This is a genomic window from Candidatus Saganbacteria bacterium (genome assembly GCA_026387835.1).
Classification (GTDB): domain Bacteria; phylum Margulisbacteria; class WOR-1; order JAKLHX01; family JAKLHX01; genus JAPLKZ01.
This window is the reverse complement of the sequence record JAPLKZ010000005.1, coordinates 87,225-112,088: the sequence shown is the minus strand read 5'-3', so window position 1 is coordinate 112,088 and position 24,864 is coordinate 87,225. Positions and strand designations below refer to the sequence as shown.

28 protein-coding genes are annotated in these 24,864 nt (G+C 44.5%); 11 read left to right on the top strand and 17 right to left on the bottom strand.

Annotated features, from left to right (window positions below):
• Window positions 1-40: 40 nt before the first annotated feature.
• Complete coding sequence (gene hycI / locus NTZ10_01460) at window positions 41-550, bottom strand: hydrogenase maturation peptidase HycI (GenBank protein ID MCX5748901.1); 510 nt, start codon at window positions 548-550, stop codon at window positions 41-43.
• 89 nt (window positions 551-639) lie between these two features.
• Window positions 640-2,193 carry a hypothetical protein gene (locus tag NTZ10_01455; GenBank protein MCX5748900.1) on the bottom strand — a complete coding sequence of 518 codons (1,554 nt, stop codon included), beginning with the start codon at window positions 2,191-2,193 and terminating at the stop codon, window positions 640-642.
• A 250-nt stretch (window positions 2,194-2,443) separates the two neighbouring features.
• Here NTZ10_01455 and NTZ10_01450 point away from each other — a divergent pair, with 250 nt between their 5' ends.
• Window positions 2,444-4,285: a carbon starvation protein A gene (locus tag NTZ10_01450; protein MCX5748899.1), complete on the top strand. Its 1,842-nt coding sequence runs from the start codon at window positions 2,444-2,446 to the stop codon at window positions 4,283-4,285.
• A gap of 3 nt (window positions 4,286-4,288) precedes the next feature.
• Here NTZ10_01450 and pabB read toward each other — a convergent pair whose 3' ends face one another.
• The 3 genes from pabB to NTZ10_01435 all read right to left on the bottom strand — a co-directional run bounded on the left by pabB (window position 4,289) and on the right by NTZ10_01435 (window position 6,281).
• Window positions 4,289-5,401: an aminodeoxychorismate synthase component I gene (gene pabB / locus NTZ10_01445; GenBank protein ID MCX5748898.1), complete on the bottom strand. Its 1,113-nt coding sequence runs from the start codon at window positions 5,399-5,401 to the stop codon at window positions 4,289-4,291.
• A gap of 104 nt (window positions 5,402-5,505) precedes the next feature.
• Window positions 5,506-6,003, bottom strand: a complete 498-nt coding sequence (locus tag NTZ10_01440; GenBank protein MCX5748897.1) for a ferredoxin:glutaredoxin reductase — start codon at window positions 6,001-6,003, stop codon at window positions 5,506-5,508.
• The gene (locus NTZ10_01435) at window positions 6,000-6,281 is read right to left on the bottom strand and encodes a glutaredoxin family protein (GenBank protein MCX5748896.1); all 282 of its coding nucleotides are present in this window, start codon (window positions 6,279-6,281) and stop codon (window positions 6,000-6,002) included. Before NTZ10_01435 ends, NTZ10_01440 begins: the two co-directional genes overlap by 4 nt.
• Window positions 6,282-6,330: 49 nt before the next feature.
• Between NTZ10_01435 and NTZ10_01430 the strand changes: the two genes are divergently transcribed.
• Complete coding sequence (locus NTZ10_01430) at window positions 6,331-6,738, top strand: YkgJ family cysteine cluster protein (GenBank protein MCX5748895.1); 408 nt, start codon at window positions 6,331-6,333, stop codon at window positions 6,736-6,738.
• 53 nt (window positions 6,739-6,791) lie between these two features.
• Here NTZ10_01430 and NTZ10_01425 read toward each other — a convergent pair whose 3' ends face one another.
• Together NTZ10_01425 and NTZ10_01420 are read right to left on the bottom strand one after the other, a co-directional pair.
• Window positions 6,792-7,574: an EFR1 family ferrodoxin gene (locus tag NTZ10_01425; GenBank protein ID MCX5748894.1), complete on the bottom strand. Its 783-nt coding sequence runs from the start codon at window positions 7,572-7,574 to the stop codon at window positions 6,792-6,794.
• Window positions 7,575-7,589: 15 nt separating this feature from the next.
• Window positions 7,590-8,066: a tryptophan-rich sensory protein gene (locus NTZ10_01420; GenBank protein ID MCX5748893.1), complete on the bottom strand. Its 477-nt coding sequence runs from the start codon at window positions 8,064-8,066 to the stop codon at window positions 7,590-7,592.
• A 164-nt stretch (window positions 8,067-8,230) separates the two neighbouring features.
• Between NTZ10_01420 and NTZ10_01415 the strand changes: the two genes are divergently transcribed.
• The 5 genes from NTZ10_01415 to NTZ10_01395 all read left to right on the top strand — a co-directional run bounded on the left by NTZ10_01415 (window position 8,231) and on the right by NTZ10_01395 (window position 12,792).
• The gene (locus NTZ10_01415; protein MCX5748892.1) at window positions 8,231-9,109 is read left to right on the top strand and encodes a cation diffusion facilitator family transporter; all 879 of its coding nucleotides are present in this window, start codon (window positions 8,231-8,233) and stop codon (window positions 9,107-9,109) included.
• Window positions 9,110-9,152: 43 nt separating this feature from the next.
• Window positions 9,153-9,413 carry a hypothetical protein gene (locus NTZ10_01410; GenBank protein ID MCX5748891.1) on the top strand — a complete coding sequence of 87 codons (261 nt, stop codon included), beginning with the start codon at window positions 9,153-9,155 and terminating at the stop codon, window positions 9,411-9,413.
• A gap of 316 nt (window positions 9,414-9,729) precedes the next feature.
• On the top strand, window positions 9,730-10,944 hold the full coding sequence (locus NTZ10_01405; protein MCX5748890.1) for a hypothetical protein: 1,215 nt from the start codon (window positions 9,730-9,732) through the stop codon (window positions 10,942-10,944).
• A gap of 79 nt (window positions 10,945-11,023) precedes the next feature.
• Window positions 11,024-11,524, top strand: coding sequence for a hypothetical protein (locus NTZ10_01400; protein ID MCX5748889.1), 501 nt, complete (start codon window positions 11,024-11,026; stop codon window positions 11,522-11,524).
• A 65-nt stretch (window positions 11,525-11,589) separates the two neighbouring features.
• Window positions 11,590-12,792, top strand: coding sequence for a metallophosphoesterase family protein (locus NTZ10_01395; GenBank protein ID MCX5748888.1), 1,203 nt, complete (start codon window positions 11,590-11,592; stop codon window positions 12,790-12,792).
• A 28-nt stretch (window positions 12,793-12,820) separates the two neighbouring features.
• On the opposite strand, the gene NTZ10_01390 is transcribed toward NTZ10_01395, so the two are convergent.
• From NTZ10_01390 to NTZ10_01365, 6 genes are all read right to left on the bottom strand, one after another.
• Window positions 12,821-13,018 carry a hypothetical protein gene (locus NTZ10_01390; GenBank protein MCX5748887.1) on the bottom strand — a complete coding sequence of 66 codons (198 nt, stop codon included), beginning with the start codon at window positions 13,016-13,018 and terminating at the stop codon, window positions 12,821-12,823.
• Window positions 13,019-13,108: 90 nt separating this feature from the next.
• Complete coding sequence (locus NTZ10_01385) at window positions 13,109-14,332, bottom strand: NDP-sugar synthase (GenBank protein ID MCX5748886.1); 1,224 nt, start codon at window positions 14,330-14,332, stop codon at window positions 13,109-13,111.
• The gene (locus NTZ10_01380; GenBank protein ID MCX5748885.1) at window positions 14,329-15,006 is read right to left on the bottom strand and encodes a class I SAM-dependent methyltransferase; all 678 of its coding nucleotides are present in this window, start codon (window positions 15,004-15,006) and stop codon (window positions 14,329-14,331) included. Before NTZ10_01380 ends, NTZ10_01385 begins: the two co-directional genes overlap by 4 nt.
• A gap of 164 nt (window positions 15,007-15,170) precedes the next feature.
• Window positions 15,171-16,127 (bottom strand): aldolase catalytic domain-containing protein, encoded by a 957-nt coding sequence (locus tag NTZ10_01375; protein MCX5748884.1) that lies wholly within the window; start codon window positions 16,125-16,127, stop codon window positions 15,171-15,173.
• Window positions 16,128-16,244: 117 nt separating this feature from the next.
• On the bottom strand, window positions 16,245-16,919 hold the full coding sequence (locus NTZ10_01370; protein ID MCX5748883.1) for a carbonic anhydrase: 675 nt from the start codon (window positions 16,917-16,919) through the stop codon (window positions 16,245-16,247).
• Window positions 16,920-17,044: 125 nt separating this feature from the next.
• On the bottom strand, window positions 17,045-18,745 hold the full coding sequence (locus NTZ10_01365) for a TIGR03768 family metallophosphoesterase (protein ID MCX5748882.1): 1,701 nt from the start codon (window positions 18,743-18,745) through the stop codon (window positions 17,045-17,047).
• A gap of 390 nt (window positions 18,746-19,135) precedes the next feature.
• Here NTZ10_01365 and NTZ10_01360 point away from each other — a divergent pair, with 390 nt between their 5' ends.
• From NTZ10_01360 to NTZ10_01350, 3 genes are read left to right on the top strand one after another with little or no spacing between them, the layout of a single operon-like run.
• On the top strand, window positions 19,136-19,954 hold the full coding sequence (locus NTZ10_01360; GenBank protein MCX5748881.1) for a Dam family site-specific DNA-(adenine-N6)-methyltransferase: 819 nt from the start codon (window positions 19,136-19,138) through the stop codon (window positions 19,952-19,954).
• Window positions 19,955-19,968: 14 nt separating this feature from the next.
• Complete coding sequence (locus NTZ10_01355) at window positions 19,969-20,574, top strand: hypothetical protein (protein ID MCX5748880.1); 606 nt, start codon at window positions 19,969-19,971, stop codon at window positions 20,572-20,574.
• Entirely contained in the window at window positions 20,574-21,683 is a 1,110-nt protein-coding gene (locus NTZ10_01350; protein MCX5748879.1) for a DGQHR domain-containing protein, read from the top strand. The genes NTZ10_01355 and NTZ10_01350 overlap by 1 nt, the downstream gene beginning before the upstream one ends.
• 12 nt (window positions 21,684-21,695) lie before the next feature.
• Here NTZ10_01350 and NTZ10_01345 read toward each other — a convergent pair whose 3' ends face one another.
• On the bottom strand, window positions 21,696-21,914 hold the full coding sequence (locus tag NTZ10_01345; protein ID MCX5748878.1) for a helix-turn-helix transcriptional regulator: 219 nt from the start codon (window positions 21,912-21,914) through the stop codon (window positions 21,696-21,698).
• Between the two features lie 178 nt (window positions 21,915-22,092).
• Here NTZ10_01345 and NTZ10_01340 point away from each other — a divergent pair, with 178 nt between their 5' ends.
• Window positions 22,093-23,004, top strand: a complete 912-nt coding sequence (locus NTZ10_01340; protein ID MCX5748877.1) for a toxin-antitoxin system YwqK family antitoxin — start codon at window positions 22,093-22,095, stop codon at window positions 23,002-23,004.
• Window positions 23,005-23,132: 128 nt separating this feature from the next.
• Here NTZ10_01340 and NTZ10_01335 read toward each other — a convergent pair whose 3' ends face one another.
• From NTZ10_01335 to NTZ10_01325, 3 genes are all read right to left on the bottom strand, one after another.
• Window positions 23,133-23,471, bottom strand: a complete 339-nt coding sequence (locus tag NTZ10_01335) for a hypothetical protein (protein ID MCX5748876.1) — start codon at window positions 23,469-23,471, stop codon at window positions 23,133-23,135.
• A gap of 327 nt (window positions 23,472-23,798) precedes the next feature.
• Window positions 23,799-24,197, bottom strand: a complete 399-nt coding sequence (locus NTZ10_01330; GenBank protein ID MCX5748875.1) for a single-stranded DNA-binding protein — start codon at window positions 24,195-24,197, stop codon at window positions 23,799-23,801.
• A gap of 47 nt (window positions 24,198-24,244) precedes the next feature.
• Complete coding sequence (locus tag NTZ10_01325; protein MCX5748874.1) at window positions 24,245-24,418, bottom strand: hypothetical protein; 174 nt, start codon at window positions 24,416-24,418, stop codon at window positions 24,245-24,247.
• Between the last annotated feature and the right edge of the window lie 446 nt (window positions 24,419-24,864).

The window sequence follows — 24,864 nt, the reverse complement described above, 5'->3', positions numbered from 1 at the left end:
ATTCAATGCTGGCCTGCAATTTTTCCGCATCGCCATTGATCTATTGTTGATCAACGCGGACTTGAGCCAAAACAGGGATCAGTCCGATAATTATTTTATAGGCACTCTCTTTCACTTCTTCCGACATCTGCTCCTCAAGCCCTGTTTTCTTGCTTTGTATCCCCAAAATGACGGTCTCCGCCCCTATTTCCCGCTTTAGATAATCGGCAAAGGTCGAGAGAGAGAAAGAATGAGTGGAGAAATTTATTCCTGTGATGTTCCCGGGGTCCAGCACCGATATTTCGCCCGGCTTAAGCCCCATTTCCGCCGCATCTATCAACAGGATATGGGAGGGCTTTATTTTCTTTATTGTCCCCGTAAGGTTTTCGGGCGTCGCCCCGCCGATCAATACCTGTATTTTCTGTCCGTTGTTAGCGGCATTCTGTACATGGCCAAGAAGTTTATTTGCTATATAGATGCCTGCTCCGTCATCCCCGCGCATCTCGTTGCCTATCCCGACAATGACAATATTCTTATGGCTTTTTAATGTTTCTTTTAACTTGTTTAGCATTTTTCACGAGCAACGATTGATCACTTTCATTAATAGATATTATACTAAACAAAAAGCCCGCCGTAATGGCAGACCTTTTTATATGCCTTTTACTCTAACCCTACCAATCTAAGCAGCTGCCTAAAAGTCAACGGATCCCTTCCTGCGGGACGAGTTAAAAGAAGATTGGTCATTGTCTCAGATAGAACTCTCGGCCTGTTAAAACTAAAGACCCCTGCGTCTGTTCCGAGCTTTAACTTCCAGCCGGATTCAAGCCACCTATACAGAGAAAGTTGTTCGTACACCGCGGCTTTTTTGTTTGTTTCTCTTAGTGTTGCGGCCGGACAGGTCTCAATAGAAAGTCCCTTTGATATTGCACGCTGTGATAAAACCCTTATCTTGTCTTCGACATATATTCCTTCCGGAGTCTGTGTAATATCAATGCCATTCAACCTGCCATGTCCCCATAGAGGACTGACTAGAAATACTGGGTCAAAAATATATCCGTGGCCTATACCGCAGCCTTCCGGCATTATATCTATGAACCTCTCAACATACGGGAGATAAGCCAGGATCATTTCGATCACTTTACTGTCAAGATCATGCCCGGGCTGCATCCGCTCGGCCTCAGCGGAAAGCCGGCTAAGCGTAGCGGACTTATCTGAAAATCTCATGTCCCCCAAATGAGCCGTTGTTTGTTTTCCGGATTCCGCGGCAAACCGCAGAACTTCTCCCCATGGATCTATTTTATCTGCGGAATAATCCAAATACGCGTATTCAGGCCCGGAAATATCCAACCCGTCGGCAAGGTCACCTGCGACTTCAAGGCAAAACCTTGCCATCCCAGACATGTTCAAACAGTCGGAGACCCCATGCATAGCAAAAGTCCTTGCATCTCTGCTAAAGCTGAACATAGTCCCTATTTTAGGATCAATTCCCTCTCCCAAAAGGCCGGAGGATCTGACATCCCTCAAGGCCCTTTCTATGCCGCGCCTGACAGCTTCCGAAGTCCCTCTTACAACAGTGATCCACTGGTCCCTGGTCAGGACGGGATTTTTAAAGAACAATTGACTTTTTGCGGGATTAAATCTGATGTTGAAGCTGACAACCCCGTCTTGGAGCCCTCTGACTGCGGCAGTTCTTGCCGCTTCTTCAAGGGCAAAAGGGCTTACAACATAAAAGTCCTCATATTTTCTTTCTCTCTTTTTGGTTAACAAGCCCCCTTCGGAAAAAGCCGCCCCAAGACCTGCCGCATCTCCTTCCCCTGCCAAAGCGAGCACATCTTTATATCTAGAAAATCCCTTCAGTCCTGTCAGCATCAAGCGTCTGTCATTTTCGGATATTTCAATAACAAGTTGCGCGATCTCGCTCTCATGCATGGACTTGCTTATGTGCACGTGAGTATCTTCTTTTGGCAATGCCATCATCAACAGTTGAAGCCCTGCATAAACAGGGTTTCTTTTCCCCGCGGCAAGCAAAGGGAATGCCTCCTCCTTAGATGCTAATGGCGCTAACAGATCATTACTAAATGTTTTCAGGCCCGGACATTCCAACAGATCAAAGACATTTGAATCTGGATGCTTTGCTATCAAAGATGCGATTTGCGCCGCAAAATCAACCGCTCTTCGTTGGTCGTGAATATTTAATGTCTCAAATCCATACATTTCACGCAAAAGAGCACTGTGCTCTGACTGTCTGTTTATTTGGAGAAAATGGCAAGGCGCTTGTTTGCCTGCAGCTTTTAATATTCTTTGTATGGCCAAAATAACACCTCCCGAAAGAATTCTGTAATTCTTTATCGGCGTTATTTTTGGGGAATTTCACTCAGCAGTAAGATGATGTCTTTCCGCGAAGCTCCGGCAATCCTTGATTATTCATCCTTAAATATATAGAATATTCTTGAGGTATCAAACAATCAATTCTTTAGTCCTTATTTTGATCGCTCTGTGCGTCTTTTCGCTCGCGTACAGGTATTACAGCGCTTTTCTTTCTGCAAAAGTGCTCGCCCTTGATCCGTCAAGAAAGACACCCGCCCACAGGCTGAATGACGGGCATGATTACTTTCCAACGAATAAATGGGTGCTTTTCGGCCATCACTTCGCAGCGATCGCGGGAGCAGGCCCGCTGATCGGACCTGTGCTCGCCGCGCAGTTCGGGTTCCTGCCCGGAGCGATATGGATAATCATCGGATCGGTAGTTGCAGGCGCCGTGCACGATTACGTTATTCTTTTTGCTTCGGTCAGGCACAACGGCCTTTCTCTGCACAAGATAGCCAGGGACTACATCGGAAAACTTTCCGGAGTAGCGACCGGGATAGCGGTCCTGTTCATCATAATAACCGCTCTCGCGGGACTTTCGATCGTCGTTGTCAACGCTCTGGCTGAAAGTTCATGGGGAACATTTGCGGTCATAATGAGCATGCCCGCCGCACTGTTGACGGGTTATTACATGTATTCATTCAAGAAAGGCGCCATCCTCGAGGCTTCCCTTATAGGTTCTGTCGTCCTTCTCGGAGGTGTTTTCTTCGGGTATTTTATCCAGGGTTCTTTCTTTGCAACTTATTTTACTTTTTCAAAACAGCAGCTGTCATTAGCCCTGCCGGTATACGGGTTTATCGCATCAGTGCTTCCTGTCTGGCTCCTTTTGGCGCCAAGAGACTATTTGAGCTCATATTTAAAGATAGGGACTATAGCACTGCTTGCGATCGGCATATTTTTTGTACACCCTAATATCCAGATGCCGGCGTTCACTCCTTTCATATTCGGCGGCGGTCCGATAATCCCCGGCCGCGTCTGGCCCTTTGTTTGCATAACGATCGCCTGCGGTGCGATCTCGGGGTTCCATTCTCTTATAGCTTCCGGCACAACGCCCAAGATGATATCGAATGAAAGAGAGATAAGGATGGTCGGCTACGGCGCGATGCTCGTCGAAGGTTTTGTCGCGCTCATGGCGCTCATCGCGGCGACCGTGCTCATACCTGCCGATTATTTCGCGATCAACACTACTCCTGAAGTCTTCGCCAAACTCGGCATGCACATCCAGAACCTGCCGTTTTTGTCTTCCCTTGTACATGAAAATATCGTTGCCAGACCAGGTGGCGCTGTCTCCCTGGCTGTCGGTATGTCGCAGATATTTTCGGGTATACCCGGGATGAAAAATCTGATGGGCTATTGGTACCATTTCGCCATTATGTTCGAGGCTTTATTTATCCTGACTACGGTCGATGCGGGGACCCGCGTCGCCAGGTACATCACTCAGGAAATATTCGGAAGAGTTTCCAAAACGCTTGGGGATACAAAGAACATGATGAGCGTCTGTTTCGCAAGTTTCCTTGTAGTGCTGGCCTGGGGTTATCTTGTCTATAACGGGGATATCGCTACGATATGGCCCATGTTCGGCGTTGCGAACCAGCTCCTTGCGACCACGGCGCTTGTCATAGGCACCACTGTCATCATGAAAAATAATAAAAATAAACTTTACGGCCTTGTGACATTCATTCCCATGCTGTTTATGCTTGTAACAACTGTCGACGCAAGCATCGAGAATATTTTCTATAATTATCTTCCGAAGCAGACATTCAACGGGTATCTTAACGCTTTCTTATCAGCCGTGATGCTGGTCCTTGTCCTGATAATTGTCATCGACTCATTTATCAAATGGTTCTTCTATATCAAAGAACACGGGCTCTATACGAGAAGACTGGAAAAAGAACAGGTGACAAAGGAAAAAGACGAGGCGATGGAGATCGATATTTAGCCGCTAATTATTTTTTTGTTGCGTGATAAAACTTGCCTTGAGCATGCATTCATCCCATTCGCCTTTTGGAGTCGAGTCCCAGACTATCCCGCCCCCTACTCCCATCTCGCCTTTTTTGTTCTTTAACAGGATGGTCCTTATCGGCACATTAAAGAACAGGTCCTTTTGCGGAGTGATATAGCCGATAGCTCCGGTGTAGATCTTTCTTTCTTCTTTTTCGATCTCCCTTATCACTTCCATCGCCCTGATCTTAGGAGCGCCGGTCACTGATCCTGAAGGGTGTATAGCCTTAAAAAGTTCGAATAGACTTATATCCTTGTCAACTTCTGCCGTCACTGTTGAGGTCATCTGAAAAAGCGTGGTGTAGCCGGCGACCTCGAATAATTTTGGCGTTCTTACTTCCCTGCCAATGCGTCCGAGATCGTTGCGCAGAAGGTCCGCTATCATGACGTTCTCGGCCCTGTTCTTAGGGTCGAAATGAAGTCTCTTGCCGGCGATGATATCCGAAAGTCTGTTCCTCCCTCTCGGCCAGGTACCTTTCATAGGTTTTGTCGTTACTCTGTCTTTATCTTTTTTGATGAACAGTTCGGGAGATAAAGATAATATCGTAAAATCTTTCGCCTGCAGGTACGCGGGATACGGGACCGGCTGATCATGTAGTAACCGGTCATACAGCTTAAAAGGATCGGCTGAATAGTCAAATTTTAATTTAATGCAGTAAGTTATCTGATAGACATCCCCGCTCGCGATATAATCCCGTATCGCATTGATATTGCTGAAATAATCCTGCATCTTTACATTGACTTTATGATCCGTGATCTTTTGCTCTAAGCTATCCGGCCTGATCTTTCTTTTTGGCAGTAATTTAACGCTTTTTTTGTCATATACTCCCATATGAACAAGAGGGAAATCATGATCTTTCTTATCATCCAGACACTGTTCGAAAGCATATCCCGCTTCGTAAGATAAAAAGCCGGAAAGATAATAACCGGAACTTACGGCTTTTTCCATTTCTCCGAAACAGCCGGGAACATCGGCAGTTCTGTGGCAGGAAATGATCTCTTTCGGATCTTCAAAGATCAAGCATTTCTTTTCAAAATCGATTATTGTGTGCATATATAGCGGGGTCTGGGTGTCGCAGGTTTAGAACCTTTGACTGAAGTTCATGACCGGAAATAATTATATCATGACTAATCTATTATTTTAATTGTGCAAAGCTCTCAAATAAATCTTTCAAATCTTTCTTTTGGCACTTTACATACAGGGCAGATATCAGGGGCTTCATCCCTCGCGCAAAGATAACCGCAGACCTTGCACCTCCAGACAGGATAGGAAAGACCTGAAATATTTACCGGCTTGCTTTCTTTTTGAGTTGCAGTTTCTTTCACGTATTTTCTCCTTTCCGGAATAGACCTTAGTTTTTGTTCCCCATCAAACACTTTTTTTGACACGTAAAGACCGCAGAAACAGGCACCATATTCGTTTATATCGGGGTCCCTGTAATCGCACGGGCAGATAATATCAAGGTCTCTTTGCCTGTCACCGCTTGCCAGCCTGCACGGACAGGACTGATATCCGTATCTTTCCTCGTTCTTTATAAGGCCCGCGAGCAGGTCCTTCGTAAAACCTTCGTCAGGATTCAGAAAATATCCGCTCTCTTTGCGTTCTTTTTGTAACTTGGCGAATAATCTTTCGATTTTCTTGTCATCATCATTCATGAACCGAGTTTCTCCTTTACAGCATCCGGATCAAAACCCTTGATACAGAAAGAATCATCTATGACCATCGTTGGGAACGACAGATCAGGGTTCCATTTTATGATCTGTTTTGTCAACTCGGTCTTGTCGCTGCCCTCATGAAGGTCCACATCGGCATAATCATACTCGATACCCAGGTCGTTCAGCAGCTGCTTTGTCTTTCTGCACCAGATGCAGGTGCTGAGCGCGTAAAGCATCACTTTCGCTTTTTTCTTTCCCGTTACATGGTTTATTTTCATTTTTCCCTCCCAAATTAATTATAGGCGCAATTAATATATAATGTATAGTATGCGATTATTGAAAAGGTTCATAATGTGCTTTATTATTCTGGACAATCTTATAACGACCTCACTAAAAAGGCTTTTTGGCTCAAGATACAAACTTCAAGGATCATGCAAAAAATGCGGACAATGCTGCAGGGAGATCTATTTAAAGATGACGCGCCAGCAGTACTCAAGCTTTTTTTTCAGGGAGATCGCAGTAAGGTGGATATCCTGGATCTTCGATTTTGAGTACATCAGGACCGATGATGAGGTCGGTGACCTTGTCTTCAGGTGTAAGAATCAGCTTTCCGACGGAAGATGCGGCAATTATTTCTGGCGGCCCAATATCTGCAGGAACTTTCCGCTTGTAGATTATTTTGAGGAACCGAAACTGCTCCCGGGATGCGGTTATACTTTCTGCCTGAGAAGATGACCGGATTGTTATCCGGCGTGCAGAAAAAGATATTGCCGGTGAATACAGGTGCTCTACCTGTTGATAATGTCAGACAGTTCCACATCGGGATGATGGTATCTTTTCCTCTTTGATGTAGACTTTCCGAATTGTATGGCTTCTTCAGGGCACCACTGCAGGCATGCCAGGCACTGCTCGCAGCCGCCCTGCCAGACAGGTTTTCCGCTGATCATTTTGATGTTATTTACGGGGCATATCTTTTCGCATATCCCGCAGCTGTTGCATTTTTCATCCGCAAAAAAGTTCTTGTCCATCTTGTGTATCTGTTTTGCGGCGCCTTTATATAAAAGTCCCGAGAATAAAGCATTGACGATAAAATTATTCTTTTCGATCTTTGCCGTTTTTTTAGCTGAAACTATATCCGCTATCTTTTTGACTTTTTCTTTTTCTTTCTTGAACTGTTTTGCCTGCTTCTGAGGAGGTTTAGCGCCGTACATCGGAATGTAATTGCCGGGCATAAGCATGCCGAACCCGGACGAAAGCTTAAATCCCTTTTCTTTAATTATCTTTTCAGCCTGTAGTAGTGTCGCGGCAGGAAATCCTCCGCATGTCGCGACAGCGAATAAATAAACGTCTTTCCTGAGCGGCAGCCTTTTCAGGAACTTCGCGGCGATCAGAGGCATTCCCCAGATGTAGACCGGAAAGACGACCCCTACCCTTTCCGCTTCGGGAAAATCGCCAGTCTTTAGAGCGTGAGGGATAGATATTACCTGCGTATCACCCAGTTTTTCGGCGATATCCCGCGCGACAACGAGGGAGTTACCGGTACCCGTGAAATAATATATGGCGTTCTTCAATTAGTACCGTCTATTCTAATTCAGCAGCTTTAGCGATATCGTCAGGATGGCCGCAAAGCTCACCCAGCATATATATGGGACCATCAGCCATGAAGCGGGCTTGGAGATTCTGTAGGACCTGATGATGAACAGAAGTATCACGCACCATAAAATGATTATCTCGATGCTTGCCCATAAGAGAAGGTGCTCCCCGAAGAAAATTATCGACCACAAACTGTTGAGCGCCAGCTGGAGTAAGAACAGCGGCAAAAGCGGCCTTGCCGCTTTGTCTTCAATGCTCTTCTGCCATACGAGGAAAAGCGCTATGCCCATCATGATGTACAAAATGGTCCATACCGGCCCGAATATCCAGTTTGGCGGGTTAAAGAACGGCTTGTTCAGGTTCGCGTACCAGGTCGGCATATTCGGATAGGTAAAGACCGATCCGATAGCTCCGGCCAGGAAACATACGGCAATCGACAATATCAGCCTGAAAATATCCGTTAACTTCATAATATTTTCTCTTTTAGAATCCTCCGAATTATTATTATTCTCCTCGTAAGTTTTATCTCGAAATAATAATGAAAATTATATAACTAAAACTGCCTTTATGCAACGTTTTTGTACCGCGAGAACGCTTTGCAGGGACAAAACAAATGATATAATCTATTTTATATATGAACACGGGCGTACATACAAAAGAAAAACAGAGCGTCGCGCTGCTCTCTGTTTTTGCCGCGGTATTTTTGACAAGTTCAAAACTTGTCATTGGTCTCCTGACAGGAAGCCTCGGGATAATTTCCGAAGCCCTGCATTCCGGGCTTGACCTTGTCGCGGCCGTCGTCACCTATTTCTCGGTGCGGATATCGGACAAGCCCGCTGACCATGACCATCAGTACGGCCACGGCAAGATAGAGAACCTGTCCGCGTTCATAGAGACGGTCCTGCTTCTTATCACCTGCGGCTGGATAATTTACGAGGCGTCACACAGGCTTTTGACAGGCAGGTTCCATATCGAGGTCACTGTCTGGAGTTTTGCCGTTATACTAACATCGATACTGATAGATTATTCAAGATCTAAAGCACTATCCCGCACCGCAAAAAAATACAACAGCCAGGCGCTTGAAGCCGATGCCCTGCATTTCTCGACGGATATATGGAGCTCCCTTGTGGTGCTTTTCGGGCTTGTCTGCGTAAAGCTCGGTATTTTCGCCGCTGATTCAATCGCGGCGCTTTTTGTGGCGGGGGTGGTAGTGATGGTCGCTTTCAGGATCGGCAGAAGAGCTATCGATGTCCTGGTCGACAAGGCGCCTGAAGACGCGATCGAGACTGTCGAGAAGATCCTCAAAAAAATGCACGGGATCCATTCGTACCATGATATAAAGATAAGGAATGCCGGACCGGACACTTTTGTTGAGATAAATATTCATGTGAACCCGAAGATGAGCATCGAGCAGGCCCACAATATATCCGAAAAGCTTGAGCGCACGATAAAGCACAAGATCGACCGCTGCAGCGTCCATATCCACGAGGAACCGGAGGACAGGGAGTCCTAGTAATATTTGTCATCAAATATGATTTCTGCTAATATAATTAAAAATGGAAGGCAATAATATAAAGACAGTTCTGATCAATCTTATCTTCTGTGTCGTGATAGTAATACTCGGCTCCTGGGCGTATGTGGTGAACAGGGACATTATCGGGGTCTATATAGCCATCGGGTTCGCATTTTTCGCGGTATCGCATCTTATCGGCATTTTCGGCCGGGAAAAAGTGACAGGCCCCGTCTTTGATATCATCCGCATGCTGGGTTTTTTGTCGGTGATCATCGCGCTGTTCTTATCGGCTATTTACAAATAAACCGTCAAAAATCATAATCGACTTTGAACCGGCAGCTGTAATAATTTTCGCCTCCCATTGACAAGGAGTGGCTGTCAACAGGCATCCCCCTCCGTGACTGGGATCGTTAAAGAACAGGCCCTGGGAAGTGAAACCGGTCAGGCCCAGATCGATCCCCTTCAATACAGTATTGTCATATTGCAGCCAGCCGGTGCCTGAGTCGCACTTTTGCAGTTCGGCCGGATCTGTTCGCATGTTTCACGAAATATTAAGTTTGCGGTAAATTTAGTGAAATTTTCAAAAATACCATCCGATAAAGGTTCAAGGAGAAATACAAATGACATCACTAAAATTTGTCGGTCAAACTTATTCTGGAGCCCAGGTTAGGGCTGTCAAACTTCCCGCCGAAAGGGATTTCAGGCATCCGGCATTTGAATACAGGAAGGATGAACTGGGAGGAAGGTTCACCTCAATAATAAACAGGGAAAGGGTCGGAAGGCCGGCACCCTCTCAAAGGGTCGGGCAGCTTGGTTTTGATCAGTCACTTGCTATAATCCGCAGTAACCCCGGCGCGACCGGATTTGAACAAAGGCTTACCGTCGCAAAACTGACGACAAGCCCGATAGTGCTTCACATGATACTTACAAGCGAGACCGAGCCGCTGATAACAGCCGCGGCGGCGGCAAATCCGAACGCTCCTTTGCAAAAGGAGCTCCGCGCGAAAGGATGCCATTTCTGTGATTTCAAAAAATGGGGAGAGCCGCGCGAGATACCGGACGGTTTTAAGGTGGGCTGGGCATCGAACCCGTTCCCATTCGCTCCGTCACATGAGGTCCACATATCCACCGATCCCATCCACAACCTTTCCGAAATGACGAACGAGCCTGCGATCGCCATTGATTTTATCAGGCTCGCTTTCTTAAGGGCAAGGCAGATTAGTTTAGACCTTGCTTCCAATACCCAGAACGTGCTCTGGGGCATCAATTACGGGACCGGAAGGGTAAAGAACGGGGAGCAGACGACCTCCGCGTTCGCCACCCTGCAGCATTTTCACAGCCAGATGATGTCCGATCCGATCGGGGCTTTTGAACCTAACGTTAACGCGATCGAAGCTTATCTTAAAGGATATGACGGGGATTTTTACGCGGATTACACAGCTCTTCTCGCCGAGAAAAGGCTTACGATAAAGTCCTACGAAGGTGATGTCCATCTCGTGGCGCCCTGGGCGCAGATGTCCAAGCACCACATGAGGATAATCGCGCCAGTATCCAATTTTCACGGTGCCAAGCCGTCTGACGATGTGGTCAGGGGAATGGGTATAGCTTTCTTTGACGCCATAAGGATCCTGAACGCTTTCGAGGTCAGGACCTTCAACTGCCTGTCGCATCCGAGTCCTGTCACAGACCCGAAAAGAAGGCTTGTGATAGATGTCATTCCGCGCGGCGGTCTGGCAATGAGGGAGCTGGCAAGTGCATATGTTGTCGACGAGTTCCCGGAAGCGACCGCTGAAAAAGCGATGAACGTCCTTGCGATACTAGGCAAAAAACCTTAATAGGGCCGGTATCAGACAAGTAATTTAACATCTTCGTTGTCTTTATAGTCGATTTCGTTTATGTTATAATCCGCTTGTTATGGCCAAGCCGGTAAAATATGCGCCCGTTATCTGCACGATTTGTTCGATAATTGCCGGGCTGGGAGTTATTATCGGGTTAATCAAAGATAATACCATTATCATTATTATGTCACTGCTGCCGGCCATTATTTATGAGGCATACCGGACAGAAGGAAAATCAACCATCTGGGCATCCTGGGCAATGTTAGGCGCGGTCATCGCCGAATTGATCTGCGTTTATTTTAATCTAAAATTTGACCTGGCAAGATATCTCGGATCAAGCAGCCGCTATATTGCCGGTTATAATGTACCGCTTGGAGATATTCAGGTGATATTCCCCTCATTGATGGCAATACTGGCCGTCATCCTCTTTGTCAGGACTAACGGTATCTATACCAGATGGCTGTCAGTGATCATTTTTACCGGCTCTTTTGCAATTGTCTGGACGATCGACTCCGCTGTCTTTCAGCAGCTCTTTAAGTTTGGCATGGATCAAGGCCTTAACCGCCTGAATTTCTAAAATATGGACTTCAAGTTAATGATTTTTTTAAATAACACGGAAAGGATATAAAGAAAGGATCAAGAATGAAACTTAAAAGACAGGCAATTCTAGTCTTCCTGATGGCATCTCTCATCTTCCTCTCCTCCTGCGGAAAACAGGCAGTGATCCCGGCTTCCCAGCTTTTAAAGGGACCGTACATGATCTACCTGAACGATAATACAACGATGAAGGTCCTGTGGCAAACGGACATAACGCCGGCGACTTCAAAGATAGAATGGGGATCTTCGATAAGCTACGGCAGCAGCGCAGATGTGACTGTTGAAAGTTATTCAGCAAGTGACATGCACGATTTCCGCTACATTATAACGGGCCTCACTCCGGGAACAAAAGTCTGCTACAAAATTACGGCTGATGATAAAAGCGCAACCGGCTCGTTCTATGCGGCACCGGCATCTTCTGCCACCAGCATTGTATTTTACGGGTTCGGCGATTCCCAGCCAAAGACCGGGACCGCGGCTAATTTTGACGCCGTGAGCTCCGCTCTTCTGGCTGATATGAACAAAGATGAAGCCAACAGACATACTATCGTTCTGCACGGCGGAGATTATGTTTACAGGGGAAGGGTCGAAGCCGACTGGGCGAGCGGTTATTTTAACAATAGCTACGCCAATATCGCTTCACTTTTCGCCGACATGCCTATAATGGGCACGGTCGGCAATCATGAGTTCTATGATATCAGCGGAAATTTGGACACGACGCATCCGAACGCTTTTATTGACCAGTACCTGCAGTATCCTTATTATTCAGACTATTATTATTCTTTTGATTACGGCCCGCTGCATGTCGCGGTCGTCGATAACTATACATCCTATTCTGTCGGCTCTGACCAGTACAGCTGGCTTTCCAATGACCTGACAACCTCGACAAAACCATGGAAGATCGTAATGTACCACGAGGCGGCATTTGGTAACGCCTATGACAACACGACCATACAAACGAACCTGCACCCGCTTTTGGTAAGCAAGAATATAAAACTGGTCCTTCAGGCACATATCCACTCTTACTGCCGCAGTTTAAAGGATGGAATACAATATGTGACACTTGGCGGCGGTGGCGCTCCTCTTAATTCTGACCGGGGACCGGCTGGCACTTTTGATCCGACAATTATTCAAAAGGACGCTTTTGTTTTCCATTTCGGGCGGTTTGAGATAACGGGAGACACTTTGGAAGCTACTATAATCGATAAGGACGGGAACACCGTGGATTCGTTCTCCGTTACTCGGTAGATTTCCGGACGATAGCGGCCTGCTACGGTTATTTATCCGACAGGAACCTGTAAAGCGGCCTTGCGCCGCAGATCACAACTAATATTATCAGGACAGAGTACCTGATTTGTAAAAGCACCGGCAGCAGCTTTACGATGATGATCGTGAAGAAAAAAATGGCGATCTTTGTCAGTCCTATATCCCATACCGTCAGTTTTTTCACTCTTTCATTAAGCATGTTGAGCATGATCTCACCTCCGATCGAGACAATTCTATACCCCTTTTGTGCGGTTGACAAGGTTTTTTTAGATAATGGATTTTTATACTGTCAGTTGTTCTAAATTATACTTGTGCAAATATTACCGAGATTATTTTCATAGATGACTTCGTCTTGATGAGCGCTCGCTTTCTTAAGTATGCCGCCGAGGAACATGCATCTGTCAAGATGAGAGGAGTCTCCTATATGATTTACTCCCTGTCCCTTCTGATATCCGGGAAACAATACGCAGTCAGTGATCTTCGCATGCCTGCCGATATTGTTTCCCTCATGTATGACCGTTCCAAACACGGTCGCGTTTTTGTCGATATTAACATTGTCTGCGATTATGCTGCCTTGGACATCGGCTGAAGGATCGATCGAGGAACCGCTGGACATAAGGTTACTGCCAAATTTTGTCCATACTCCGCCGCATGTTGGTATCTCCGGCCACGTAAAATGAAAAGCGGCCATATTCGCTTTGAACAAAGACATCGGGTCGCCTATATCCGTCCAGTAATATCTTTCGGGCAGGATATATGCATTGAGAAGGTATTTTCCCCTCTGACCCAGCATCCAAGGGATAAAATGATAGTTGATATCCGGCATGGGTTCTTCCGATGAATAATCCAGCACAACTCCCGCTGACATCACATATATCGAGGAATCATTTACTATGCTCAGGGCATCCGGCCAAGGCAACTTCTCTTTGAACGCCGTGACTGGCAGGCATGTACCCTGGTGATTTTTCACAAAACCCCTGATATAACGGAAATAATCCTCGGTACTGCTAAAGTTTGCGTGGGGCTCCATGCCTTCAAGCATTCCTGTCCCGAATTTTTCGATCTTCTCCATGTCATAGACGGGGTTCATGACCATCGTTACATCCGCACCGGAGCTGAAATGCGAATTGAGAAGCAGCTGCAGGTCAAAATTGTGTATTATATCTGAGTAGAGGACCACGATCGCCCCTGTCCTTTCAAGCCCGCTCAGACCGCATATCTTCTTGATGCATCCGAACGATCCCAGAAGCTTTTTCTCATTATGCCAGGTTATGTCTAGATGCCTGTTATACCTTTTGACCACGTAATCCATTATGCTCGGCGGGTCAAAATGCACGCTTATCCATGTTTCCCTCACATCCGTCTTTAGCAAAGCTCCGAGAGTATAATCTATGGCCCTCCTGTCTCCTACCGGAACGATAACCTTTGACAGAGGGCGCCTGTTGGCAGATGAGGTTATTTCCTTCAGGCGGGTACCACCGCCTGCAGCCATAACGCATGCAATCATCCTTTTTGGCGTCATTTCTTGTTCTCCGCGCAGAACCAGTGATAATAACCGCTCACTATATTGATATTGCAAAAATACCGGCTTAAAAACGTTTCAACCTCGCTTCTGCTATAAGGCATCAGCCGCACATGACCCTTCGCTCCGAAATATTCGAACATCTTTTTGCTGGGCGAACACAGCATCCCCAGCATGAACATGGTCTTGAGCTGAAGGAACTTGAAAGTCCCGTATTTCCGGATGAACAGTTGATTCGCTTTTTCCCTGGCCACAAAATTACCCACGACCGTGCCACCGGGTTTCACCAAATTGTGAATGATGCTGAGCGCTGCCGGCACTTCCGGCATTTCGCTGAGCACATCCAGACAAACAGCCGTGTCAAACCTGTTCACCGGGAATTTAATCCGCCACATATCCAGATTCAGATACAACGGCCTGAGGTCGTGCCCGGGAACGTGGGCCCTTTGCATGGCAAGAACTAACGCCTGTTTGTTGATGTCCAACGCGATCACACCTTTGACACCCGGAAGACTTTTCATGTCGTTTATAATAGCGCCGGTCCCGCACCCAAGGTCCACGATTATACCCGGCGGTCTTTTGCCGAGAGCCTGAACAGTCAGCCGCCTCTGATCGATCATTATCCTGCCTAAAACCCCTCTTTCCTCCGCTGCCCTGTCCCAGGGCTTTTCCATACTCCTGTAACCTGCTACGCTCTCAGGCAGACGCGGCCTTATTAATTTAAAGAATAATCTCTCTATCATAAATACATTGCTTTCCTGCTGGTATATCGTTTAAATATTCAGTGAATTTCAGGTGTTCTATTCCAAAATGACGGGGAACAAGGAAGAACCGGCCTTCAGACCAGTTCGATATCGGCTGTCAGGCTGCGGTAGAATTCTAAATATTTGTCTTTGTCCTTACCCGAGCGCAGGGCGATCGCCGAGCGGGGGTGCATGTTGAGTATCCCCGTGATCATATAAGGTATGATATATCCCCATTCCATCTTTTCCTTTAATGGAAGGAATTCTTTCTCAATGACCTCCAGTATCGGATCAAGTTTGAACTTGGGGTTCTTGAGGAACGCCAGTAAAAGCTCCAGCGTACAGTTGCCCGGCCCGCGACCGATACCATATATCGACGCGTCCAGATAGTTAGCTCCCAAACGGATAGCTTCTATAGTATTGGCAAAAGCAAGCTGTCTGTTATTGTGAGTATGTATGCCCACTTCTATCTTTTTCGGGTGGAGATATTTCTTGTAAAGGTTTACCAGAAAATGTATCTGTTCCGAGAAAAGCGCCCCGTAGCTGTCGACCACATAGACCGCCTTGACCGGACATTCAGACAGCTGTGCCAGCGCTTCTTCAAGGTCAGGTTGCAGTGCGGTCGAGATGGCCATTATATTGACCGTCGTGTCATAACCCTTTTCCGTCAGGTGTTTTACGTAATCGATGGCCTTGTCCACGTCTTTCACATAACAGGCAACGCGCATTAGATTTACAACACTATCTTTTTTGTGAGGTATCTGGTCCAGCTCCACACGGCCGATATCTACCATGGTCGCGATCTTTGCCCCATTCTTTACGCCATCGATCATCTCCTTAAGAAAATCCTCGTCGCAGAACTTGCTTCGGCCGAACTTATCCGGTGAATATTGTTTTTTAGAAAGCCTGTAGCCAAGCTCGACATAATCCACCCCTGCGGCAGAAGACGCGCGGTAAACGGCTTTTACGAACTTATCTTCAAAAAGATGCTCGTTGATAAGCCCCCCGTCGCGGATAGTGCAGTCAAGGACTTTGATCTCAGGTCTATACATATATATACATTATAATATTTTTCTTGACAGAAGTCGACTTTTGCGTATAAATTAATGAATAGGAGATATAAAGATGAAAAGACTGATCCCTGCCCTGTAGAGATCAGTGATAGCAGCTCAAAACCACTTCACCTTTCCGGACCTGATATCATAGATCGCCGTTACTATCTTGATTTCTTTCTTTCCAAATAAAGAGCTGATCTCGCTGCTCTTTGCCAGAAGATTCTGTTTGGTTTCAAGAACGTTCGCTTTGATCACAGCATTTAACAGGTCTTCTCCCTCGATAGAGGGCTGCTTTTTCCTGACCCGGCCGACAACGGAAGAAATGATATTTTTGATCTCAACGACATGACCGGAAACTTTTGCATCGGATACAGCCGCTTTTACAGCTCCGCAATCCGAATGACCGAGAATGACAAGCAGCGGGACATGAAGGTGCTCCAGTCCGTATTCTACGGAGCCGATAACACTGCTGTCGCTTGCGATATTGCCGGCAACGCGCACGACAAAGATATCACCGATGCCACGGTCAAAAAGAGATTCTACCGGGACCCTGGAATCCGAGCATGCCAGTACGACCGCAAACGGTTTTTGTCCGTTGGCCGCGGTTTCTTTCAGCCGTTCACTGTTCAAATTGGGATGGAGCAATTTCATGTCCGCGAACCTGCGGTTCCCGTCTTTTAGCAGTTTTAATGCGGCGTCCCTTGAGATATTTGCTTCTGCCAAAACTGACATGACCAGTGCCGTCAGAAGAAAAAGCACAATGAAAGTGAATCTGATAATTTTATCCATCCGCATTTTGATGTCCTGATTTCGATTTGAAAAGGATTAAGCTCGTTCGGCTCAATATTTTCCTATTTTATCTTTATGCATACCTAATCATTCGACTCGCTTCGCTCGCTCATGACAAGCACAATTCACGGACGCCGCAATATGGCTTCCATCGGCGGGGTTAATTGTTTCACGAGTTCGGCGTTGTATGACCCATTCGGCATTTCTTTTATAGTGGGATCACTTGTTGGATTAGTGCTTTGCGTAATTCTGCTCCACAGGTCCGACCCGTATATTTGCACCGCGCCGATCATATATTTACGTGATTTCGCGGCAAGCGATCCGTCCTGGACCGCCGGATCAACATCGGTCGCAAAAATCGAGATCGAATTATCCTGATTTAGATCGATCTTAAAAGTGCGCAGCTGTTGTGGAAAATCCTTGAGCGACGTGGTTTCTACTTCCCAAAAACCGTATTCCGGATGATTTGGATCGGGAGAAATAAAAGCTTTCACGGTGTTTAAATGGCGATGACCTGCCAGCCACATTATCAAATTGGGATGGCTTTGCAATTCTGCGACCAGATCTTCCAGGGTCACATCGGATCTTGCCGACCAACCCGTTGAGGAAGACGCCGGTTCAACGCCGATCGGAACATGCGCTGCAATGATCATCAGCTGGCCGGCGCTATCTCCGTCAGCCAGCTGCTGTTTAAGCCAAATCCAGCGCGCATGATCCAGATAACCATGTACATGAAGATATGTATAGTCGCTGTCATCCGGGTCTGTATCGTCCAGCACGATCACTTTGAGCGGAAGGCCCGGTTTCGGCACGAAACTATAGCAGCCGGGAGCAGAACCGGCCAAGTTAAACCCGTGGCCGGCCGGGGAAGACGTTGTACTAGAAAATTCGTGCATCCAATCAGTTAACGACAGGGAACGGCGATTTGGATCCGCTTCAACCGTAGGCGGAGTACTAAAGGAAGAGGCCGGTCCGGCATCGATTATGCGACCGACAGGATCCATCCCGTCAAATACCCCCCAATAATAGTAAGTACTGTCTGAAGGATTGAGAAAATCTTTCGTTTTAAGGACCTCGCCGGCAGTGTAAGAGGTTTGGTAATCAGGTGCATTAGGCAATGAGCCCCCCCAGAAGTGATCGTGGTTGCCTACTACCTGATACCAGGGAATATCTTTGCAGAGCCCGGTTGCCTGGAAATTTTCCTGGTAATCAACCGTATCAGATCCCAAATGCGCTCCGGAGCTTGGACTGATGAGGTTACCGTCAAGTATGTCAATAAACCATCTGGTTTCAATGTAGGAAGAACTGTTGACCGCGTCTCCTAAACAAAGGCCGAAATTAAACGGATCTTGTCTGTGTAAGTCATTGATCGTTTGGACAGCCGTGTCTAAAAATTGTGTTGAATACATTAAACTTCCCGAGCAAAGCGCTATCGCCAGCGAGTTAGTTTTATGCAGCTGGCTCCAATAGATCAACTGGTTTGGAGCTTCCTTGTCGGCAATGTGGACATCGGAAATGGTAAAAAATGACAGAAGTTCGGTCTTTTTGTTAAGGGCGGCAGCGTCAAAAGTTGCGGGCATGAGATCGAGCCGCTGATCGTAAGGCAGCCCCGGTCCAAACGACCATTTGCCATAGCCATAAGCATCGTATGAAGAAAAATCAGTTAAATTAATCGGGGTCGAAGGAGTGGCGTCCGGAACAACAGTCCTTTGAACGGTAGTGTAAACAGTGTTTTGGCTTTGCTGATTTAATAAACCGCATCCCGCTAATATAAATATCGATAAACAAAGAACGGGAAGGATAGATTTTTTTATATTGAGTTCCATGATATTCCCTTTATCAGTTTGACACCGGATAATTTAACATACTTTAAGGTTGTCGATTTGTCAATGCTAATATGTAAAGGAAATAAAATTAAGCGCGCCAGTGCGACTTGAACAGTTTACGCGATTGCATCGCCTCTAGGCTGCCCACCTCAAAAGTTAGTTCGCAACAAAAAAGAAACTCCCCCTGATAGACGAACTTCGCAACTGGTTACTTCTTAATCCCATTAATTATAACCTATGCGATTACAACTTCAAGGAGCTCATCTGTGAACAATAACTCTTATGCGATTATTTATCTACCGCCAACAAAGTTGTCTATATTCTTTCAGTCATTGATATTGATTTATTTGTTAATTAGTTTCATAATATTAAAATGCACTTCGCAAAATCATGAATAATCACAAAAACGAGGAAGTAAAACCTTTTCTGAAATGGGCCGGCGGAAAAAGATGGTTTGTCGCAAACTTCCCTGATCTGCTAAAAATTGATTTTGAAAGATACATCGAGCCATTTCTAGGAAGTGGTGCAGTTTTTTTTAAGATCCAGCCACAAAAAGCTTTACTATCTGATCTAAATTCCGAACTGATTACAACATATCAAGCGATCAAAAATGATCACAAAAAGGTTAAAAAGATATTAGAAGATCATAACAGTAATCACTCTAAGAAATACTATTATCATGTTAGACAACAGATCTCCTTAGATATTTATAAAACTGCAGCACGATTGATATATCTGAATCGCACATGCTGGAATGGACTGTACAGAGTTAATAAAAACGGAGAATTCAACGTCCCTATTGGAACAAAAACCAATGTAATAATGGAATCTGATAATTTTGCAGACATTGCAGATTTGCTATCCAGAGCTACCTTAAATAACGAGGACTTTGAAGCTGTTATTGATCGGGCAGGCAAAGATGATTTTATATTTGTCGACCCTCCATATACAGTTTGTCATAATAATAACGGTTTTCTGAAATACAACGAAAGAATATTTTCATGGGCTGATCAATTACGCCTAAAAGGATCTTTGTTTAGAGCAAGGAAAAGAGGGGCTAAAATATTACTGTTAAACGCCAATCATTTTGAAATTGCAAAGATGTATAATGATTTTGGGAATCTCGAAGTGGCAACAAGGAGTAGTATTCTTTCTGGAAAACCAGAGTATCGAAAAAAGATTGACGAATTAATCATAAGGAACTATTAATGCGATCTAACCAAATGAAAGAAAGGCAAATCGTAAAAACGAGGAGAGTTATTACCGGGTTGATGCATAACGTTATAGGAACTGTTTTGCCGTCGATCATAGGGTTGATATTATTGAGCGTTATTTCAAAACCAAAAGAAGTTCATATATTTATTGATAAAGGAGATCTCTTCCTGTATAGTGCTGCTCTGCTATCCTCCTCATTGTTTTTATTTAATGAAAATGAGAATAAAGAATGGATTCTTAAAAAGAATATGATGGTCGATTATTATATAAGCATATCTTTAATATGGTTTATTATTTTTTCCTCAGTTATGTATGGTGGGATATTTTTATCCGGACAAATAATCCCCGTTTTAAATACTGCGATTAACATCGACCTAAACTTAGTAAGGTGGGTCTCAGTATTATTAATCTGTTTCTCTATTTATTGTTCTTATCGAGCCCTTTCAGTCCAGTTTGAATCAAAAGAAGATCTTCCCGATGTCGATCTGAAACAAGAAAGCGACAATGAAATAGATGATCTTATGGTGAAACTTAAAGAAGAAGATGCTGCTACAACTCCAGAATCAGAATCTGGAAAGGACACAACAGGACCAGAAAATCCAGAGGGCAAATAATGGCAGATAAAGCAGATAAAATAACAATCGATTCTATAGAAGTAAATCAACCTATAGGCAAATTTTACATCGGCAGAATAAACTTTAAAGATCTGCTATCAATCACGTTTAGCGACATAAGAAGAATCGAAGAGAGAGACATAGAAAAATATATTGGAATACAGAGGCCTCTCTCCCCAAAGAGAGTTGACGATTTAAAACAGTACATTAATCTGGTCGATGCTTCTTTTCCAACAAGCATAATTCTTTCGATAGACTCTGATAATGTGTCCTATGATCCTGATAATAAGAAATTAACCATAATTAAAAGGCCAGATATTGCAAAAATATTAGACGGGCAGCATAGAATTGCCGGTTTTGAAGACAATAGCATGGCAGCGGAGAAGTTCCAGCTTAACGTTACAATCTTTATCGACATGGAAATAGAAGATCAGGCGATACTATTCGCAACTATTAATAAAACTCAAACTAAAGTTAATCAATCACTCGTAATAGATCTGTTTGAATATGCAAAATCAAGAAGCCCTCAGAAGACAGCACATAATATTACTCGGGTATTAAACTTCAAAAAGGGAAGTCCATTTTACGGAAAAATAAAACTGCTTGGTACTGCATTAGACAAAGAAAAAGAGACAATAACTCAAGCCACAATGGCACAAAACATTATGAAGTATATAACGAAAAACCCGATGAATGATAGGGATATATACAAGCGTGGCGGAAAACCTAAGAGCATTGTTGGGGATGAAACAATTAAGCTTATATTCAGAAATCTTTTTATTGATGAAAAAGACGAGATAATAACAATGATAATTTGGAATTATTTCATGGCCATTCAAAACAAATGGGAGGATGCGTGGACTAAAGTCCAAGAGAATTCCATTCTTAACAGATCTACGGGATTTATTGCATTGATGAAATTATTAAAAGATATCTACGTTAGCTTTAAAAAACCAGACAAGGTAATATCAATAACTGAATTTCAAAATATTTTCAATAAAATCGATTTGAAAGATGGTGATTTTAATCGGGAAGCATATATCCCTGGATCATCTGGACAGGCAAAACTTTACAATGATCTTCTTGCGAAGTCCGGTATTTCACTATAAGCGGCGTAATAATTAATCTATATCCAGCAATTCTTTCAAGGACAAGTCCAATCCCTTTGCAATTCTATACAGGGTCGTAAGTTGCGGGTTAATCTTTCCCTTTTCAAGCTCACTCAGATTGCCCTTAGCAAGATCGTTCTCATAAGCAAGCTTTTCAATGGTAAGATTCTTGGCTTTCCGGAGGGAAGTTATTCTTCTGCCAACTGCCTTTTTCAGGCTCTCATTTGACATCATAGTAATTATTGAATGTACTATATTTGCATGATATTATAGTTCCCTACAGGGAACCGTAGTAAAGAAAACAGCTTATCGCGGAAGAATGCAAATGACATTTAAGTCGAATTGCTTCAAACAAATAATCTCTATATGCTTGTCGCTATTTTTAATTAGTATGATTTATGGGAGTTGTTTGGCTATTTCTGGAGGTGAGTATGCATATGTGATTAGCACAGGAGAAGTATACGATGATAGCCACAATATTATTGGGGTTGTAAATAAATCCGAAACATATAAGGTGATCTCAAATTCTGGTGACGGTCAGATGTATAAGATCCTATATAAACCTGATTCCAATATCGTTGCGTGGATTCGGAGTGGTATATTATCCAACATCGGGGATCCTGATGTTATTCCCGTGTGGGGATGTTCAGATGGTTCCTCATATGTGGAGAGCAAGTATCACCCTATTCCGGAATTTGAAAAGGATGAATTTAGTGGCTCAAAAATGTATTATGATAGCAAGAAATTAAATGGGGAAGGATTAATAAGCGGGGAAAGAAAAATATATGACGCAGATATGCATCTGCTAAAGAAACAATATTATATAAATGGATTGATCGAAGGGAAAAGCATTGAATATAATTCCGATGGAACCACACTAGAAGTTAGAACATTCAAAAACGGGAAACTCAATGGGCAGACTATTGAATATTCTCGAGGACTACTACATGACGGTAAGCCAATAAAGATCTCTAATTATAAGGACTGGGAACTCGATGGCAAGTCAGGGGGTGCGAATTATAAAAACGGAGAACTTCATGGTGAACAGCGATCCCACTATGATAACGGTAAGGTGGAGAGCATATGTAACTATAAAAATGGCGAATTACACGGAGTTAGAAAGGACTATTATGAAAATGGGAGACTATGTTATGTTGGACAATACCTTAATGGGGTGGAGGTTGGGATTTGGAAATATTATTATGATAATGGACGAACAAGAAGAATTGAAAACAAAAACACTCATATGATACTCGAGGAGTATGACGAAAACGGACGAAGAATAATAGATATTCAAGGCCCTACAAGGATTTATTATTAGTAGTCTTTTCTTCCCTAAGAATATTTCAAACAAATTTGATTTGAATATAGCCGACACCGCACAAGACAAAGAAACTCCTTGTGGCAAAGAGCTGCCTTGGTATTGGTGCCGGCTAACAAACTATCTAACTAAGCGAGGACTTTCGAGAACACCTTTGTGTCTACGAAGGAAAGCGGATAGGATTCTACAAGTTCCCCCTTCTCATAAGCCTTTGTGAATAGAGATATGATCTTCTGTTCACGATCTTGGCTTAACCTAAAGAACGGAACCTGCAAACCCTTGTCATTAACATAGGACGGATACTTAAGCAGGAAGAACGGCTCTCCCATCATTGAGAGCTTTTTGTAGATCATTACACCCCTTATATATTCGCCGTTAAAGAACCGGATCATTATATTGGCAAGATGTTCGGGGTTACGCCCGGAAGGCCGTCCAAAGTATACCGTTGTCCTTTTGTTATTTCCCATACAAGACACACCTCCTTTCAGGCAGATTTGATATACTAATAGTCCGATGGAAACATGATCGTATATGCCTGAGGGTCTTCTACAACCCAAATGTCCTTAGAATTCATCTGGGTTTTGAACAGTCGATCCTCAGGTCTAAGATCAGCCTTCTCGTCCTTTACCCATTTAACAAACTCATTCCATATCTCCTGAATAGCAGCCAGGGAGAACTCTGAAATGATCGAAGCGGTTGCTACGATAGGCTTACAGCCAGACAGCGAAGGCCAGCGATTACGGAACACCGGTACTAACACGCCATCGCTGATTGCATTGCCTAAGGTATAAGAACTAATCACATTGTCCATGTATCTCACTCCCTTCCTCTGAAGTAACATCTTCAGATTCTGCTGAGGGTATTGCTTTGCCATAGAACTTCTTGTCCAGCATCAGCAAATTGTCTACGACGATCTCGGTGTAATGCTTCTTCATCCCCTTACTTTCATAGGGCTTGATTTGAAGCTTTCCCTCTATGGCGACCAAAGATCCCTTCTTTAGGTACTCACCGACGATAGAAGCAAGTCCACGCCATGCAACACAATTAAAGTATTGCGTGTCTTTGTCCTTGCCCTTTCTCTGTATGCTTTTAATGGCAACAGTGAATCTTGCAACAGGAATCTCCTCCTTTGTGTACCTTAATTCAGGGTCACGGGTTAGGGTTCCTGTAAGGATCATACGATTTAATGACATGATATTCGTCTCCTTTCATAGATTATTCAACGAAACTCAAAGGCCTATTATTCGCGGGCATAGGAAGCCTCTATAAGCCTTCTGCCGGCATCTATTCCCCGTCTAATAGCGTTATGAGCCATTAGATAATCCTTAATAGCATCGGGGTTAATCTGGCCTGTAGCCAGCTTTTCTTCTATCTCCTTTGTCTGGACATAGAGATCCTTCATAGTTGCACACATGCATATCGCCTCCTTTCATGATGGAATGGGACAGTTAGAACCGGCTATCTTGATAAGCCGGGTGGGGAGAATCTGACCGGCATGGCAACTGTTCGACTACATAGTCGACTTCAGTACCGTACAAACGGTCGAATGCATCCAAAGCTTCAGAATATGTCCCTTCATGGGTCATAAGGACTTCTCCCGTTACCCGGGACACAGCAGCGAACTCTCGCTCATTCATATAAACCACCTCCTTTCTGATGCCAAAATAAGGACTAAACACGGAGTTAATACGACTAAACACACGTAAGATACGAGTCTTTGCCCCATAAATGCTGCCAAATGCGGGCAAAACGCTCAAGATATGTCGAGTGAAAAGGTCTATGAAGAACTCAAGTACTACAACAACAAATCCACGAAGTGACTCAAGTACTAGTAGAAGTATCCGGAAGCATCTATTTAGT